This is a genomic window from Polymorphospora rubra (assembly GCF_018324255.1).
GTDB lineage: Bacteria > Actinomycetota > Actinomycetes > Mycobacteriales > Micromonosporaceae > Polymorphospora > Polymorphospora rubra.
On the sequence record NZ_AP023359.1, the window covers coordinates 4,510,322 to 4,525,891 of the forward strand.

A 15,570-nucleotide genomic window follows, 5' to 3' on the forward strand; every position below is an offset into this window, starting at 1 on the left:
CATGGGGCGGTTGGCGCTGTTTTGGGGGAAATGTGAGCCCGTTACGCGACAGTCGCATCTTGCCGGCGGCGGCTAGTGTGCCATCCAGCGGCCAGACAGGCACCCTGCGGCCAACAGACGAAAGGCAACGGAGGACGTCGTGGTCTTCAAGCGAATGATGCAGGCGTTCGGCGTGGGCGGACCCTCCGTCGAGACGGTTCTCAGCAACCCCAACGCCCGTCCCGGCGGATACCTGGAGGGCCAGGTGCACGTCGTCGGCGGTGACCACGCCACCGACATCGAGGCCGTCACCCTCGCGCTGTCGACCCGGGTCGAGGTCGAGAGCGGCGACAGCGAGTACGAGACGACCAAGGAGTTCCACCGGCAGCGGCTGACCGGCCCGTTCCGGCTGGAGAGCGGGCAGCGCTTCGACATCCCGTTCCGCTTCGACGTCCCGTTCGAGACCCCGATCACCGACATCTACGGGCAGCGGCTGCACGGGATGACCATGGGGCTGCGTACCGAGCTCGAGGTGGCCCGCGCCGTCGACAAGGGCGACCTGGACCCGGTGGCCATCCACCCGTTGCCCGCGCAGGAGCGCATCCTGGAGGCGATCGCCCGGCTCGGTTTCCGGTTCTCCCGCGCCGACGTGGAGAGCGGTCGGATCTACGGCGTCGAGCAGACGCTGCCGTTCTACCAGGAGATCGAGTTCTATCCGGCGCCCCAGTACGCCAGCGCCTTCAACCAGCTCGAGGTGACCTTCCTCGCCACCCCGCACGTCCTCCAGGTGGTGCTGGAGATCGACAAGCGCGGCGGCCTGTTCACCGAGGGGCAGGACGCCTTCGGCCGGTTCACCGTCGACTACGCGCAGGCCGAGCACACCGACTGGGCCGCGCAGCTCGACGCCTGGCTGCGGCAGTCCGCCCAGAAGCGCGGCCTCTTCTTCTGACCCACCCACCCGGCCAGCCCGGGTCCGGGCCCAGGCCGATGATCGCCGTGATCAGGGGGTATGCGGGTCGCCACGCCGGCGACCCGCGCGACGTACTCCCTGATCACGGCGATCACGGGTTGGTCAGAGTTCCAGGAGGACGGTGCGGGGGCCGACGTTGACGCTCTCGACCAGCATGTGCGTACGGAAGCGGCCGGTCTCCACCTTGGCACCCCGCTGGCGCAGCGCCTCGGCGAACGCGGTCACCAGCGGTTCGGCGACTTCGGCCGGCGCCGCCGCCGTCCAACTCGGCCGCCGGCCCCTGCGCGCGTCGCCGTAGAGGGTGAACTGGCTCACCACCAGCACCGGCGCGCCGACATCGGCGGCCGACCGTTCGTCATCGAGGATCCGCAGCTCCCACACCTTGCGTGCCATCGTGTCCGCGGTCGCCGTGGTGTCGCCGTGGGTGACCCCGAGCAGCACCAGCAGCCCGTCGTCGACCGCGCCGACCACCTCCCCGTCGACCGTCACGCTGGCCCGGCTCACCGTCTGTACCAGTGCCCGCACGGCGGTCAGCCCCGCACCGACGCGGTCACGCCATCGGCCGTGGCGCCGGCCGGCGCCACGACGCCACGCTCGACCAGGTGGGCGACGATCGGCAGGGCCGCCTCGGCCAGGTCCTCCTCGGTGACCTCGTGCGCCAGCGCCAGCAACGCGAGCTGCTCGCGCAGCGGCACCGATCCGTCGCAGCCGCCGACTAGCGCGAGCACCAGCGGGTCGACCTCCTCGCTCCACCGCAGCCCGTCGCGCATGGTCAGGACCTGCCGGTCCACCGCCCAGCCCTCGTCGCCCATGGTCGCCTCCTGGTGCAGCACCAGGCCGTCGGCCGCCCGGTAGCGGGTCGACAACAGCTGCGCGGCGTCGCGGTCGCGCAGCCAGTCCTGCCGGCCGAACCAGGCGGCGACCTGCTCGCCCAGCGGCTGTTCGACCTGCTGGCGCAGGTCTTCGACGCGTACGACGGGGTCGGTGCGACCGCTGCGGCGCAGGGTGATCAGCCCGAAGCCGACCGCCTCCACCTTGTGCGCGTCGAACCAGTCCAGCCACGCGGCGGCCCGGTGCGGGTCGGCGTCCTCGCTGGCGTCGGCGAGCCACAGGCTGACGTACGCCATCGGGTCGGCGACCTCGCGCTGCACGACCCAGGCGTCCAGGCCGGTGCCGGCGAACCAGCCGGCGACCCGCTCGGTCCAGTCCTCGCCGCCGACGTGCACCCAGTTGGCGAGGTACTGCATCGTGCCGCCCTCGGCGAGCAGGCCCGGTGCGGCGGCGGCGAGTTCGGCGCAGACGCCGTCGCCGGCCCGGCCGGAGTCCCGGTAGATGTGGGTGGCGGTGCCAGGCCCGACCACGAACGGCGGGTTGCTGACCACCAGGTCGAAGCGCCGGCCGGCGACCGGGGAGACCAGGTCGCCCTGGAGCAGTTCCCACTCCTGCCCGTTGAGGGCCGCGGTGGTCGCGGCGAAGCGCAGGGCGCGTACGGACAGGTCGGTGGCGGTCACCGAGCCGGCGTGCCCGGCGAGGTGCAGGGCCTGCACGCCGCAGCCGGTGCCGAGGTCCAGGGCGGCGCCGACCGGGCGGCGGACCGTGGCGCCGGCGAGCGTCGTCGACGCCCCGCCGATGCCGAGCACGTGGTCGGCGGGCAGCGGCTGGCCGGGCCGGGCGGTCGCCGGTACGTCCGACAGCACCCACCAGTCGGACCCGTACGGCTCCAGGTCGACGGCCTGCCGCAGCCCGTCGCCCCAGCGTTCGACGAGCCCGGCGGCGCGTGCCTGGGCCAGCGGCAGCGGGGCGAGGGCGGCCTCGACGGCGGCCTCGGGCTCGGTCTGCCCGCACACGAAGAGTCGGATCAGGGTGCTCAGTGGGTCACGGTCGCCGGTCAGCCGCAGCGCGGCGCGCAGGTCGTTGCGGCCGGCCGCCGCCGCGGCCTGCGGGCCCAGCCGTTCGGCGATCCCGGCGGCGGTGAAGCCGGCTGTGGTCAGTGCGTCGCGTAGTTGGTCGATCCCGGCCGGAGAGAGCAGGGCCGGAGGTACGGGGTGCGCGTCGGTGACTGTCACCCTGCCCATCCTGCCGGCTCGCCCGGGCGTGGCGGGCGGCAACCCGGCCAACGGGGCGCCGGATCGAACCCGTGACATGTCCCAGATAGCGAACAGTCTCTTGATATTCCTATCGGGTAAGTAGGAATATGGGCACCGTTCCTCCCCGGCAACCCCCGCCGCGCGCCGACGACGCCGCCCCCACGGCGTTGCCCACCTTTCACACCGCGGTGGGACGGCCGTGGTCCACCCCCGAAGAAGGACCCCCGAATGAGTGACGACAGACCCGCCGCCGAGCCGGCGCCGACGCAACGCGACAGCGCGCTGGCCTTCAACGAGGACTGGGCGGCGACCGTCCTGGGCCTCGTCCTGCTCGCCCTGGTCCTGCTCGGCGTCATCCCGACCGGGCTGGTGCCCTGATGACCGCCGACGCGACCCGGCCGGCCACCGACCCGGTGCCGCCCGTCGGCACCCCCGACCCCGCCGGCCCGCCCGAGACGGCCGCCGACCCGAAGCCGGCCGCCGCCGGCACGGGGCTACGCGGTGGCGCCTTCTGGGCCTGGACCGCGGTCGGCCTGGTGGTGGTGTTCGCGCTGGCCGCGCTCACCCGCTATCTGGAACAGAGCGTCCCCGGGTGGTTCGAGGGCACCTCGGTCGAGGACCTGGCGGCGGCCGTCGAATACCCGGTGTACGCGATCCTGCTCGGCCTGGTCGGCAACATCGTCGTGACGGTGACCGGCATCCGGGACCGGATCGCCGCCGCGTTCCGCACCGAGTTCTTCATCAAGACCGGCCTGGTGCTGCTCGGCGCGTCGATCAACCTGTCGGTCATCGCCAGCGCCGCCGGTCCGGCGATCGCCCAGGCGATCCTGCTGATCAGCGCCGTGTTCCTGTTCACCTGGTGGCTCGCCGGCCGGTTCGGGCTCGACGACCGGCTGCGCGCGCTGCTCGCCTCGGCGGTGTCCATCTGCGGCGTCAGCGCGGCCATCGCCGCCGCCGGCGCGGTCCGGGCCCGCCGGGAGCAACTCGCGTACACCGCCAGCCTGGTGATCCTCTTCGCGCTGCCGTCCATCTTCATCCTGCCGTGGCTGGCCGACGTGTTCGGGCTGACCCCGGCGGTGGCCGGTGCCTGGATCGGCGGCAACATCGACACCACCGCGGCGGTCACCGCGGCCGGCGCCCTCGCCGGCGAGGAGACGCTCCAGATCGCCAGCATCGTCAAGGTCACCCAGAACGCCCTGATGGGTGTCGTCGCGGTCGCGCTCACCGCCTACTTCGCGTACAAGGTGGACCGGACCGCCGGCTCGGCCCGGCCCGGCGTCGGCGAACTGTGGCGGCGGTTCCCGAAGTTCGTGCTCGGCTTCATCGCCGCCTCGGTGATCGCGACGATCTACCTGCAGAACGCCGGCAGCGACGGCCGGGCGGTCATCGGGGTCGTGAACGATCTGCGTACCTGGTTCCTGATCCTGGCGTTCGTCAGCATCGGCCTGGAGTTCCGGGTCTCCTCGCTGCGCGAGGCCGGCTGGCGGCCGATCGCCGTCTTCGCCAGTGCCACGGTCTTCAACCTGGTGGTGGCGCTGGCCCTGGCCTCGCTGCTGTTCCGCGACTTCGCCGGCTAGCCGCGCGGGCCCGCCGCCGACCGGGCGGCGGGTGCGGGAAAGGACCGGCCGGGCCGGACCGCTGTCGGGGCGGTCCGGCCCGGCCTCCCGCGTCGGCGGGCGGCACCGACCCATGAGATTTGTCATGGGGCAGCGGTGTGCGATCCATCCGGACCGGTGTGCCGGCGCACTGCCCCGGGGGCGCCGTACGCCGAAGACTGGACGGCATGGAAAAGCCAACATCCCCCGCGGTCGAGGTACGCGACCTGCGCCGCCGGTATGGCGGCGCAGCAGGCTACGAAGCGGTCCGGGGCATCTCCTTCACCGTCGGCTCCGGCGAACTCTTCGCCCTGCTCGGCACCAACGGCGCCGGCAAGACGTCCACCCTCGAACTCGTCGAAGGGCTCGACCGGCCGACCGCGGGCAGCGTCCGTGTCCTCGGCCTGGACCCGGTCCGGCACCGGTCGCGGGTCCGGCCCCGGATCGGCGTCATGCTCCAGGAGGGCGGCTTCCCGTCCGACCTGACGGTGACCGAGACCGCCCAGATGTGGGCCGGCACGCTGACCCGGCCCCGCCCCGTCGGCGAGGCGCTCGACATGGTCAACCTGCGGCACCGGGAGAAGACGGTCGTCAAGCAGCTGTCCGGCGGCGAGCGCCGCCGCCTCGACCTGGCGCTGGCCCTGCTCGGCCGGCCCGAGGTGCTCTTCCTCGACGAGCCGACCACCGGACTGGACCCCGAGAGCCGCCGCAACACCTGGCGGCTGGTCCGGGCCCTGCTGGTCGACGGCACCACCGTCGTGCTGACCACCCACTACCTCGAAGAGGCCGAGGAACTCGCCGACCGGCTCGCGATCATGCACCGGGGCGAGATCGTCACCGCCGGCACCGTCGCCGACGTGGTGGCCAGCCGCCCGGCGCGGATCAGCTTCGACCTGCCCGCCGGACTCGACGTACGGCAGTTGCCGCCGCTGCCCGGCCGGCGACCCGACCTCGACGCCGCGAAGGTGACCACCGGCCGTACCGGGCAGCGGGTCACCCTCCAGACGGACACCCTCCAGGCGGCACTGACCGACCTGCTCGGCTGGGCCGCCGCCCGCGACCTCGAGCTGCCCAACCTCGACGCCCGTTCGGCGTCGCTGGAGGAGGCGTTCCTCGCGGTCGCCGACGACCGCACCGACCCGACGGAAAACACCACGACCGCCGGTACGGCGGCCCGCACACCGGAGGTGGCGGTATGACCGGGGCCCTGCGCCGGATCACCCGACTCGGCCGTACGGAGATGCTCCTGCTCTGGCGCAACCGCACCGCCGTCGTCACCGCGGTGCTGCTGCCGATCGGCACCGTGTGGTTCCTGGCCTCCCTGAATCTCGACGCCGGCGGGCTGTCCGCGGGCGCGTTCGCGGTGACCGGCCTGCTCGGCTTCGTGCTGCTGTACGTCGTCTACTACAACCTGGTCACCACGTACGTGGCCCGGCGTGAGGAACTCGTGCTCAAGCGGCTGCGCACCGGGGAGATGACCGACGCGCAGATCCTCGCCGGCACCGCCGTACCGGCCGTGGTCGTCACCCTGGTGCAGGCGGTGCTCGCGGTCGTCGCCGGCGCAGCCCTGCTCGACCTGGCCGTACCGGTGAACCTGCCGGTCCTGTTGGTCGGCCTGGCGGGCGGCATCGTGCTGTTCGTCCTGCTGGCGGTCGTGTCGTCGACGTTCACCCGCAACGTGGAGATGGCCCAGATCAGCACCATGCCGGTCCTGGTCGTCTGCATGATCGGTTCCGGGCTGGTCCTGCCCCTGCAGAGCATGCCGGACCTGCTCGCCGACGTGGCCGCGTTCCTGCCGCTCACCCCGGTCGTCGAACTCGTCCGGCTGGGCTGGCTGGGAACCACGACGGGCGCCGACCCGACGGGCTTCGCCGGGGTGTTCGGGCCGGCCGTCGTACCGCTGCTGATCCTGCTCGGCTGGACCGCGCTCGGCGTGGTCGGCATGCGCCGCTGGTTCCGCTGGGAACCGCGCCGCTGACCGGCGGCGGTCGCGGGGCGCGCCGGCGCGGGGCGGCGCGCCCCGCGCCGGCGCATACGATTCGGACGTGGTCGGTGGACGTCGCCACCGGCCAGGCGGGTGGGACGGAAGGAGACCGGTGCGCAGCCTGACCGGATGGTGGCGGGGACGCGGCCAGCCCGAGCGGTTCGACCTCTACACCCGCCTGTCGATGTACGGCGTCGTCTGCTTCGAACCGCTGGTCGTCATCGCCGTGCTGGCCCCGGTCCGCGACGCCGGGCGGATCCTGCCGATCCTGGTGCTGAGCGTCGCGCACGCCGTCGTCTGCCTGCTGCTGACCCGGGCCGGGCTCGACAGTTACCTGGGCCGCCGGCCGCGTCCGGTCGGGCTGGCCGTCGCGGCCGGCGTCCTCACCCTGGCCGGCACCGGGCTCGCCCTGCTGCTCCTGCCGACATTGGAGGAAAGCCCGGCGAAGACGGCGGCGTTCCTGGTCTTCGCCGGATACTTCTACGCGGCCCTGTCGACGGCCGTGCCGCCCCGGGTGAGCCTGCTCGCACTGCTGGCCGGGGTGCCGTGCACCTTCGTCGTCGGGCGGGCCGACGACCTCACCTCGCAGCGGGCGGTGGGAATCACGATCGCCCTGGTCGCCGTCTTCGTCGCCGGATACGTCAGCTTCCGGCTGTCGGCGTGGATGCTCGGCGTGGTGTGGCAGCTCGACCGGTCTCGGCAGGTGCAGGCCCGGCTCGCGGTCGCCGAGGAACGGCTGCGGTTCGCCCGCGACCTGCACGACGTACTCGGCCGCAACCTGTCCGTGGTGGCGCTGAAGAGCGAACTGGCCGCGAAGTTCGCCGAACGCGGCCGGGCCGAGGCCGTGACCGAGATGCTCGAGGTACGTCGCATCGCGCAGGAGTCGCTGACCGAGGTGCGCGAGGTCGTACGCGGGTACCGCAGCCCGGACCTGGAGGCGGAGCTGGCCGGCGCCCGGTCGGTCCTCGCGGCGGCCGGCGTCGACTGCCGGGTCCTGGTCGACGGAACCGGCCTGCCGCCGGACGCGCAGGCGACGCTCGGCTGGGTGGTCCGCGAGGGCACCACGAACGTGTTGCGGCACACCGACGCGAACGAGTGCGTGATCTCGTTGCGGACCGACGGGCGGACCACCGGGACGGTGACGTTGACCATGGAGAACGACGGGGTGCCGGCCGGCCGGGCGGCCGAGTTCGGCAACGGGCTGCAGGGCCTCGCCGAACGGCTCGCCGCGGTCGGTGGCACGGTGTCCGCCGGACCCGGGGCGCCCGGCCGGTTCCGGCTGACCGCCCGGCTCCCGCTGGACGGCGCGGCGGTGGCGCCGTGAACCCCCGTCCGGCCGCCGACGCCGGCCCGGTGGCCGGTTCGGCCGGTTCCGCTGTGGGCGGCTCGGCGGCGGCCGGTTCGGCCGGTTTCCTGGTGGGCGGCTCGGCGGCGGCCGGTTCGGCGGCGGGTTCCGGTGTCGGGCCGATCCGGGTGCTGCTCGCCGACGACGAGCATCTGATCCGCGGCGCGATGGTCGCCCTGTTGGGCCTGGAGGACGACCTCACCGTCGTCGGCGAGGCGGCGACCGGCCACGAAGCGCTGTCGATGGCCCGGGCGCTGCGGCCCGACGTGGCCGTGCTCGACCTGCAACTGCCCGACATCGACGGGGTGACCGTCGCCGCCACCCTGCTCACCGAGTTGCCCGACTGCCGCTCGATGATCGTCACCAGCCATGGGCGGCCCGGCCACCTGAAGCGGGCCCTGGCGTCCGGCGTACGCGGCTTCCTGCCCAAGACCGTCTCCGCGGAGGTGCTCGCCGAGGTGGTGCGTACGGTCCACGGCGGCGGCCGGTACGTCGACCCGGCGCTGGCCGCCGACGCGATCAGCGCCGGCGACAGCCCGCTGACCCCGCGCGAGGCCGACGTACTGGAACTGGCCGCCGAAGGTGCCCCGGTCGACGAGATCGCCCGCCGGGCCGCACTGTCGCCCGGGACGGTACGCAACTACCTGTCGTCGGCGGCGACCAAGGTCGGTGCCGCCAACCGGCACGAGGCCGCGAAGATCGCCCGGCGGTACGGCTGGATCTGACCGGCGCGCTCGGCCGGCCCGGCCCGTGCTGTCATGATCGTCTGCGGCTGGGGCGGTCCATGGACGGCGTGTCAGGTGTCTGAGCCGCAGACGATCGAGGCTGGGTCGCGGACGGCCGGGGCCGGGTCGCGGACGGCCGGGGCCGGGTCGCGGACTATCGGGGCTGGGCCGGACGGTCGGGGCCGGGTCGCGACGGACACCGGTTGGCGCGGGTCCGGCGGCCCGGATACGGGGTACTGCTGCTGCGGTCCACAGCGAATTCGGCGTACCCACAGCGAATCCGCTGTGGAGGCGGACAGCGACCTGCCCCGGACCCGACGCCACTGCCGGCTGCCGGGTGCGGGTCGCCGGTGCCGGCTGCGGGACGCCGGTGATCGTCTGCTGTGCAGCCGTTCGACACGCCGTCCGGCAGCGGCGGGACAGCAGACGATCACCACGTCCGGCGACCACCGACGGGTCTCAGGCGGGCCAGGCCCGGGCGGTGCCGTCGACGTGCACGGTGACGTCGGTGCCGACGGCGACCGGCGCCCCGGCGTCGAGGATCCGCGCCGTGATCCGGGTTCCGTCGGCGAGTCGCAGCGCGACCAGCGCGTCGTGACCGTGGAACTCGTGCCGCAGCACGGTCGCCGGCACGGGACCGCCCGGCACGGGACCGCCCGGCACGGGACCGCCGGGCAGCAGGCCGCCCGGCCCCGAACCATTCCTCGCCGGTCCGCCGGCTGCAGAGCCGTCCGGCCCCGGCCCGCTGGACCCGGAGCCGGTTGCCGGCCCGCCGGAGCTGAGCGCCGGCCCGGAGCCGTTCGGTGCCACCACGTCGGCCGGGGAGCCGTCGGCGGGGGCCGGCCGGGCGCTGATCCGTACCTGTTCGGGGCGGACCAACACGGTCACCGCGCCGGGTCCGACGGTGCCGGCGAGCGGCACGGGGCCGAGCACGGTGTGGGCGGCGCCGGATTCGACGACCGCCGGCAGCAGGACGGCGTCGCCGACGAAGGCGGCCACCCACGGGTCGGCCGGGTCGCGGTAGACCGCGGCCGGGGCGGCGCACTGGACGACCAGGCCGCCGCGCATCACCGCGACCTGGTCGGCGGTCGACAGCGCCTCGCCCTGGTCGTGGGTGACCAGGATGCCGGTGGCCCGGTCGGCGCGCAGCGCCTCGCGTACGTCGTGCCGCAGCTCGGCGCGCAGTCCGGCGTCGAGGGCGCTGAACGGTTCGTCGAGCAGGACCAGCGACGGCCGGGGGGCGAGCGCGCGGGCGACGGCGACCCGCTGCTGCTGCCCGCCGGAGAGTTGGTGCGGCATCCGGTCGCCGTGGCCGGCGAGCCCGACCAGGGCCAGCACCTCGTCGATCCGGCCGCTGCGCCGGGTGGCCCGGTCGAGGCCGTACCCGATGTTGCCGGCGACCGACAGGTGCGGGAACAGCGCGCCCTCCTGCGGGACCACGGCGACCCGGCGGCGCTGCGGCGGCAGGTGGGCGCCGGCCCCGGCGATCACCCGACCGTCGATCCGGATCTCGCCGGTGTCGACCCGTTCGAAGCCGGCGACGCAGCGCAGCAGGGTGGTCTTGCCGCAGCCGGACGGGCCGAGTACGGCGGTCAGCGTGCCGGCCGGCACGGTCAGGTCGACGCCGGCGAGCGCGGCGACCGGACCGTAGTTCTTGGCCACCCCACGCAGGGTCAGCGTCTCTTTCATCTCCCACCTTCGGATTCGAGGATTCCGCTACGGGCGGCGAGCAGCCAGGTCGGGACCGAGGAGAGCAGCACCAGCAGTGCCGCGTACGGGGCGGCCGCGGCGTACGCGTTGACGGTCGTGTGGGTCCACAGTTCGGTGGCCAGCGTGTCGGTGCCGGTGGGGCGCAGCAGCAGGGTGGCCGGCAGTTCCTTCATGCAGGTGAGGAAGACCAGGGCCGCGCCGGCACCGATGCCGGGCAGGGTGAGCGGCAGCGTGACGGTGCGCAGCACGGCCACCGGCCCGCGTCCCAGCGACCGGGCGACCTCCTCGAGGATCGGCGGTGCCTGCGCGGCGGCCCCGGCCACGGCGGCGACCGCCAGCGGCAGGAACAGCGCGGCGTAGCCGAGGGCGAGCAGCCAGGTGGTCTGGTAGAGCGGGTAGGCGACGTTGATGCCGAAGAACACCAGGGACAGGCCGATCACGACGCCGGGCAGGGCGTGGGTGAGATAGCTCAGGCGTTCCAGCAGGCCGGTCAGCGCGCCGGGCGCGCGGGCGCTGAGCAGGCCGATCGGCAGCGCGAGCAGCATGGTGAGGGCGGCGCCGGCGAGCGAGAGCCACAGCGAGTTGCCGGCGGCGACGGCGATCTCGCCGAGCGAGCCGGGTCGGGAGACGCCCACGGCCATCCGCTGGGCGAGGCTGACCGCGGGTACGCCGAGGGCGAGGGCGGCGACCCCGGCCAGGGCGGCGACGGCCGGCCAGCGGGCCCACCCCAGCCGCGACCGCGCCGGTGGTCGCCGGCTGCCGGCGCCGACCCGGGCGTAGCGTTCGCCGCGCCGGCGGGTGGCGCTCTCGCCGGCGAGCAGCAGCACGGTGAGTACGACGAGCACGGTCGACAGCACGAGCGCGGCGGTGCGGTCGAAGCCGAGGTCGAAGGCGATGAAGATGGCCCGGGTGAAGGTGTCGACGCGCAGGATCGAGGCGGCGCCGAAGTCGGAGAGCACGTAGAGGGCGACCAGTAGCCCGCCGCCGGTCAGGGCGGGGCGGATCTGGCGCAGCGTGACGTCGGTGAAGGTCCGCCAGGCGCCGCGGCCCAGCGACCGCGACACCTCCTCCTGCGCCGGGTCGGCGCCGGTCAGCGCGGCGGCGACCGGCAGGAAGACGTACGGGTAGGAGCAGAGGGTCAGCACCAGCGCGCCGGGCCAGAATCCCTCGAAGCGGTCCACGGTGGAGATCCAGGCGAACCCGGCGATGTAGGTCGGTACGGCCAGCGGCAGCGCGGCGAGCACCCCGAAGAACCGGCGCAGCGGCAGGTCGGTGCGGGTGACCAGGAACGCCGAGCCGACGCCGAGCAGCAGGCAGCCGGCGGTGACCACGGCGGCGAGCCCGAGCGTACGCAGGGCCAGCAGCCCGACCCGGGCGGTGAGCAGCTCTTCGGCGATCCGTTCGCCGCCCGCCTCGGCGGTGCGTACCCCGAGGTAGGCGACCGGGATCAGGGCGACGGCGACGGCGACGACGGCGGTGCCGAACAGGACCGGGCGCGGCACCAGCCGCCGTACGGCGGCGACCGCCCGTCGGTGGACGGGCGGCGGCGCCGGCGGGCGGCCGGGCGGTGCGGACACGGCCGGTGGGGCGGCCGCGCTGTCGCGCGCCCGCCCCACCGGTGGATGCGTCGTACTCAGGGGACGAGCCCCGATTCCTTGATCAGCGCGATGGTCGCTTCCAGCGCGTCGAGGTCGTTGAGGTCGATGTCCGGAACGGCGAGGCTGCTGAGCGCCGGTACGCCGGCGGGGCCCTCGACGCCGGCCACGACCGGGTACTCGTAGGTCTGCTCGGCGAAGTACTTCTGCGCGTCGGGGCCGAGCAGGTAGTCGACGAACGTCTTGACGTCCGGGTCCTGCGCGGCCTTGGTGAGCACGCCGACACCGGAGACGTTGACCAGGCCGCCGCTGTCACCGCCGGGGAAGAAGTGCAGCTTGGCCTTCAGCCCGTCCGGCGTGGTGCCCTGCTCCTTGGCGAGTTCGCCGAGGTAGTAGTGGTTGAGCAGGCCGGCGGGGAGCTTGCCGCTGTTGACCTCGTCGAGGATCGGGCCGTTGCCGTCGCGGACCTGCGGGTCGTTGGCCTTGAGGCCGGCCAGGAACTCCTTGGCCTTCGCCTCGCCGTGCTGCACCTTGATCGCGGTGACGAACGTCTGGAAGGAGGCGTTGGTCGGGGCGACGCCGATCTTGCCCTTCCACGCCGGCCCGGTCAGGTCGAACACGGACGCCGGCAGGTCGGCCTCGGGTACCAGATCGGGGTTGTAGACCAGCACCCGGGCGCGGGCGGTGACGCCGACCCACTGGCCGCTGCGGGCCCGGTAGGCGGTCGGCACCTTGTCGGTGACCGAGCCGTCCAGCGTGGCGAAGAGACCCTGCTTGGCGACCGCGCCGAGCGCTCCGGCGTCCTGGGCGAGGAAGACGTCGGCGGGGGACCTGTCGCCCTCCTCGAGCAGCTGGGTGGCCATCGCGGCGGTGTTGCCGTACCGGGTTTCGACCGTGATACCGGTCGCCTGCGTGAACTGCTCCAGCAACGGCTTGACCAGCGACTCGCTGCGTCCGCTGTAGACGGTGATCTTCTTGTCGGAGGTCGGGGTCTCGGCTTGCGCCGGGGCGTCGTCCTCGGCACCGCAGGCGGCGAGGCCGAGCACGAGGAGGCTGGCGGCGGTCAGTGCGAGCGCGGCCTTCCGGGGAGTGGTGGGCACAGCGTGCTCCTTCGAACGTCACGGCAAAGCGAAAGCCGGGCCCGGCTCCTTTACAACGCTGTAGAAGTTAGCAGAGCCTAACCTCAGGCAACAGGGGTGGGTGCCCGGTCAGCGGCTCTGCAGGCGGGAAAGTCTGACGAACTGCCCGAGATCGACGATCGCCTCACCGGTCCAGAAGCACGACCCGGCGACGACGAGGGCCGGCGCGGCCAGCAGGGCGACGTGCCGCCCGCCCGGCACCGGGCGCAGCAGCGCGGCGATCCGTCGGGGCACCGGCCCCGGCCGGGGCACCGACCAACCGGCGACGGACAGATGGAGCCGGCCGGTCCGCTGGCGCGCGAGCGCCGGATTGGCCAGCGCCACCAGGCCGATCGCCCGGGCCACCGCCGCCCGCCCACCGGCCTCTTCCGCGGCCCGCTCGTCGGCCCATCGCTCCACTGTGTACGCCACCAGCGCCGTCACCGGGCGCAGCAGCGGATTGGCCGCCGCCGCCAGCCGTACGCCGAGCAGCCACCGGTGGTGCGCGCCGGTGAGATGCGCGCGCTCGTGGGCGACCACGGCGGCCCGCTCGGCCGGGCCGAGGGCGGCCAGCAGCCCGTCGGTCACCACGATCCGTCCGGGCCGGCCGGGCAGGCTGAACGCGGCCGGGCGGGCGTCCTCGACCACCACCAGACAATCGCGGCCGGGCAGGCCCGCCGCCTCGCGCCGGGCCGAACGCAGGCCCGCCGCCTGCCGGGTGGCGGACCGGATCACCGCGCCGGCGCCCCCGACCAGCAGGACCAGGGCCAGCCACGACGCCCAGCCGACCTGATGCGGCCCGGTCACCTGGGTCACCGCGTGCCCGGCGGCGGTCAGCACGGTCACCGTGCTCGACAGGGCCAACACCACCGCGACGCCGGTGCAGGCGACCGTCGCCACCGCCGGGCGCAGCCGGTCGACGAGCAGGTACAGGGCCGCGACGCCGAGCAGCGGGGCCAGCCCCGCCGACAGCAACAGGTGCCCGATCACCCGCCGCCGCCCGGACCGGCTGTCCGCCCGTCGCCGGCCGGTGGCACGTCCCCGACGGCGTCGCCGAGCAGCAGCCGGCGGACCAGTTCCTCGTCGCGGGCCGACAGGCCGGAGATGAAGTGGGTCAGCGCCGGGGCGTGGTCCGCCTCGGCGTCCAGCAGCCGGCTCATCCGCCAGGCGACCAGCCCGGACGGGTCGGCCGGTGCGGCGTAACGGTAGGCCCGGCCGCTGCGGCCGCGGGTCACCACACCTTTGGCGTGCAACCGGGACAGCGTGGTCACGACCGCGCTGTACGACAGTTCGTGGTCGTCGCGCTCGGCCAGCCGCTCGCGTACCTCGCCGGGGGACAGCGCCGTGCCGGACCCGTGCAGCACCGCCAGGACCTCGCCCTCCAGCGAGCCGGGGGCGCGCCGCCGTCGGCCGCCGTCGTCGGTGCCGCCTCCGGGGCGGTCGGTGTTGTCGTCTGGACCCGCGGGCATGGGCCGACAATATCGACCACCCGGCAACCCATGACGCCCGCCGGGCGGTGGGGCGCCGCCGGCGTGGCGGGGTCCGCCGGACGGTAGGGCACCGCCGGCCAGGCGGTTCTGGCAGGCTGTACGGCATGTCGCAGCTCTACCTGGCGCAGGATCCCGCCGCCGACGAGATGCTCGCCACCGACCCGTTCGCCCTCTTGCTCGGCATGCTCCTTGATCAACAAATCCCCTTGGAGAAGGCGTTCATCGGGCCGTACCGGCTCGCGGAGCGGCTGGGGGTGGACCGGCTCGACCCGGCGGCCGTCGCCGACCACGACGCCGACGACCTGGCCCGGATCTTCGCGATGCCGATCGCGATCCACCGGTTTCCCGGTTCGATGGCCGAACGGGCCCGCAAGCTGGCCCGCGCCGTCGTCGACGACTACGCCGGTGACGCCGCGTCGATCTGGACCGGGGCGGCCGACGGCGCCGACCTGCTGCGCCGGCTCGGCGCGCTGCCCGGCTTCGGCAAGCAGAAGGCGCAGATCTTCACCGCCCTGCTCGGCAAGCAGTTCGGCGTACGGCCGGACGGCTGGCGGGCCGCCGCCGGCCCGTACGGCGAGGAGGGCTCGCTGCGCTCCGTCGCCGACATCGTCGACGCGGCGAGCCTGGTCCGGGTTCGGGAGTACAAGAAGCAGATGAAGGCCGCGGCGAAGGCGGCCGGCGGCGCGAAGTGACGCGGTGCGACCGCTTCCACCTCCGTCGCGCGGCGCTAGGCTCTCGCCATGGCGGAGCGGGAGCGGGGTGAGTCGGGCCGCACTCCGTGCCACACCTGTCTGGGTGCCGGCCGGGTGTTGCGCTGGGCGGTGATGGACGGGCGGACCCGGGAGGTGTGGACGACCTGCCCGACGTGTTCGGGCCCGTCGGCGGTCGTCAAGGGACCCGACTGAGGTCGTCGCGGTGGCGCGGCCGACGGTACGGCGGAGGTCGTCAAGAGTTCCGCTGAAAGCCGTCAGA

Annotated in this window: 16 protein-coding genes; 9 read left to right on the top strand and 7 right to left on the bottom strand. The window is 74.1% G+C overall.

The window, feature by feature from the left end:
• Positions 1–139: 139 nt before the first annotated feature.
• Positions 140–928 carry a sporulation protein gene (locus Prubr_RS20375; protein WP_212816523.1) on the top strand — a complete coding sequence of 263 codons (789 nt, stop codon included), beginning with the start codon at positions 140–142 and terminating at the stop codon, positions 926–928.
• A 123-nt stretch (positions 929–1,051) separates the two neighbouring features.
• Here the strand turns inward: Prubr_RS20375 and dtd are convergent, their stop codons facing one another.
• Both dtd and Prubr_RS20385 read right to left on the bottom strand, forming a co-directional pair.
• Entirely contained in the window at positions 1,052–1,474 is a 423-nt protein-coding gene (gene dtd, locus Prubr_RS20380) for a D-aminoacyl-tRNA deacylase (protein WP_212816524.1), read from the bottom strand.
• Between the two features lie 5 nt (positions 1,475–1,479).
• Positions 1,480–3,015 carry a DUF7782 domain-containing protein gene (locus Prubr_RS20385; protein WP_246567405.1) on the bottom strand — a complete coding sequence of 512 codons (1,536 nt, stop codon included), beginning with the start codon at positions 3,013–3,015 and terminating at the stop codon, positions 1,480–1,482.
• A 249-nt stretch (positions 3,016–3,264) separates the two neighbouring features.
• On the opposite strand from Prubr_RS20385, the gene Prubr_RS20390 reads away from it, so the two are divergent.
• The 6 genes from Prubr_RS20390 (at position 3,265) to Prubr_RS20415 (ending at position 8,685) form a co-directional block, all read left to right on the top strand.
• Positions 3,265–3,414 carry a hypothetical protein gene (locus Prubr_RS20390; protein ID WP_212816526.1) on the top strand — a complete coding sequence of 50 codons (150 nt, stop codon included), beginning with the start codon at positions 3,265–3,267 and terminating at the stop codon, positions 3,412–3,414.
• Entirely contained in the window at positions 3,414–4,613 is a 1,200-nt protein-coding gene (locus tag Prubr_RS20395; RefSeq protein WP_212816527.1) for a YeiH family protein, read from the top strand. The genes Prubr_RS20390 and Prubr_RS20395 overlap by 1 nt, the downstream gene beginning before the upstream one ends.
• A 206-nt stretch (positions 4,614–4,819) precedes the next feature.
• Positions 4,820–5,830: an ABC transporter ATP-binding protein gene (locus tag Prubr_RS20400; RefSeq protein WP_212816528.1), complete on the top strand. Its 1,011-nt coding sequence runs from the start codon at positions 4,820–4,822 to the stop codon at positions 5,828–5,830.
• Positions 5,827–6,609 (top strand): ABC transporter permease, encoded by a 783-nt coding sequence (locus Prubr_RS20405; RefSeq protein ID WP_212816529.1) that lies wholly within the window; start codon positions 5,827–5,829, stop codon positions 6,607–6,609. Before Prubr_RS20400 ends, Prubr_RS20405 begins: the two co-directional genes overlap by 4 nt.
• Before the next feature lie 118 nt (positions 6,610–6,727).
• On the top strand, positions 6,728–7,939 hold the full coding sequence (locus tag Prubr_RS20410) for a sensor histidine kinase (RefSeq protein WP_212816530.1): 1,212 nt from the start codon (positions 6,728–6,730) through the stop codon (positions 7,937–7,939).
• Between the two features lie 143 nt (positions 7,940–8,082).
• Positions 8,083–8,685: a response regulator gene (locus Prubr_RS20415; RefSeq protein WP_281425949.1), complete on the top strand. Its 603-nt coding sequence runs from the start codon at positions 8,083–8,085 to the stop codon at positions 8,683–8,685.
• 459 nt (positions 8,686–9,144) lie between these two features.
• On the opposite strand, the gene Prubr_RS20420 is transcribed toward Prubr_RS20415, so the two are convergent.
• The 5 genes from Prubr_RS20420 to Prubr_RS20440 all read right to left on the bottom strand — a co-directional run bounded on the left by Prubr_RS20420 (position 9,145) and on the right by Prubr_RS20440 (position 14,577).
• Positions 9,145–10,374 (bottom strand): ABC transporter ATP-binding protein, encoded by a 1,230-nt coding sequence (locus Prubr_RS20420; RefSeq protein ID WP_246567407.1) that lies wholly within the window; start codon positions 10,372–10,374, stop codon positions 9,145–9,147.
• Positions 10,371–11,900, bottom strand: a complete 1,530-nt coding sequence (locus Prubr_RS20425; protein ID WP_212828302.1) for an ABC transporter permease — start codon at positions 11,898–11,900, stop codon at positions 10,371–10,373. The genes Prubr_RS20420 and Prubr_RS20425 overlap by 4 nt, the downstream gene beginning before the upstream one ends.
• A 128-nt stretch (positions 11,901–12,028) precedes the next feature.
• Positions 12,029–13,090, bottom strand: coding sequence for an iron ABC transporter substrate-binding protein (locus Prubr_RS20430; RefSeq protein WP_212816531.1), 1,062 nt, complete (start codon positions 13,088–13,090; stop codon positions 12,029–12,031).
• A 108-nt stretch (positions 13,091–13,198) separates the two neighbouring features.
• Positions 13,199–14,098 (bottom strand): M56 family metallopeptidase, encoded by a 900-nt coding sequence (locus Prubr_RS20435; protein ID WP_212816532.1) that lies wholly within the window; start codon positions 14,096–14,098, stop codon positions 13,199–13,201.
• The gene (locus Prubr_RS20440) at positions 14,095–14,577 is read right to left on the bottom strand and encodes a BlaI/MecI/CopY family transcriptional regulator (protein ID WP_212816533.1); all 483 of its coding nucleotides are present in this window, start codon (positions 14,575–14,577) and stop codon (positions 14,095–14,097) included. Before Prubr_RS20440 ends, Prubr_RS20435 begins: the two co-directional genes overlap by 4 nt.
• 125 nt (positions 14,578–14,702) lie before the next feature.
• Between Prubr_RS20440 and Prubr_RS20445 the strand changes: the two genes are divergently transcribed.
• Together Prubr_RS20445 and Prubr_RS20450 are read left to right on the top strand one after the other, a co-directional pair.
• The gene (locus tag Prubr_RS20445) at positions 14,703–15,290 is read left to right on the top strand and encodes an HhH-GPD-type base excision DNA repair protein (RefSeq protein WP_212816534.1); all 588 of its coding nucleotides are present in this window, start codon (positions 14,703–14,705) and stop codon (positions 15,288–15,290) included.
• 48 nt (positions 15,291–15,338) lie between these two features.
• Complete coding sequence (locus tag Prubr_RS20450; protein WP_212816535.1) at positions 15,339–15,503, top strand: hypothetical protein; 165 nt, start codon at positions 15,339–15,341, stop codon at positions 15,501–15,503.
• Positions 15,504–15,570 lie beyond the last annotated feature (67 nt).

Bases quoted from the DNA above. Each gene is read 5' to 3' on its own strand.
- Prubr_RS20390 (WP_212816526.1), top strand. From the start codon at position 3,265: ATGAGTGACGACAGACCCGCCGCCGAGCCGGCGCCGACGCAACGCGAC.
- Prubr_RS20395 (WP_212816527.1), top strand. From the start codon at position 3,414: ATGACCGCCGACGCGACCCGGCCGGCCACCGACCCGGTGCCGCCCGTC.
- Prubr_RS20400 (WP_212816528.1), top strand. From the start codon at position 4,820: ATGGAAAAGCCAACATCCCCCGCGGTCGAGGTACGCGACCTGCGCCGC.
- Prubr_RS20405 (WP_212816529.1), top strand. From the start codon at position 5,827: ATGACCGGGGCCCTGCGCCGGATCACCCGACTCGGCCGTACGGAGATG.
- Prubr_RS20420 (WP_246567407.1), bottom strand. From the start codon at position 10,374: ATGAAAGAGACGCTGACCCTGCGTGGGGTGGCCAAGAACTACGGTCCG.
- Prubr_RS20440 (WP_212816533.1), bottom strand. From the start codon at position 14,577: ATGCCCGCGGGTCCAGACGACAACACCGACCGCCCCGGAGGCGGCACC.
- Prubr_RS20445 (WP_212816534.1), top strand. From the start codon at position 14,703: ATGTCGCAGCTCTACCTGGCGCAGGATCCCGCCGCCGACGAGATGCTC.
- Prubr_RS20450 (WP_212816535.1), top strand. From the start codon at position 15,339: ATGGCGGAGCGGGAGCGGGGTGAGTCGGGCCGCACTCCGTGCCACACC.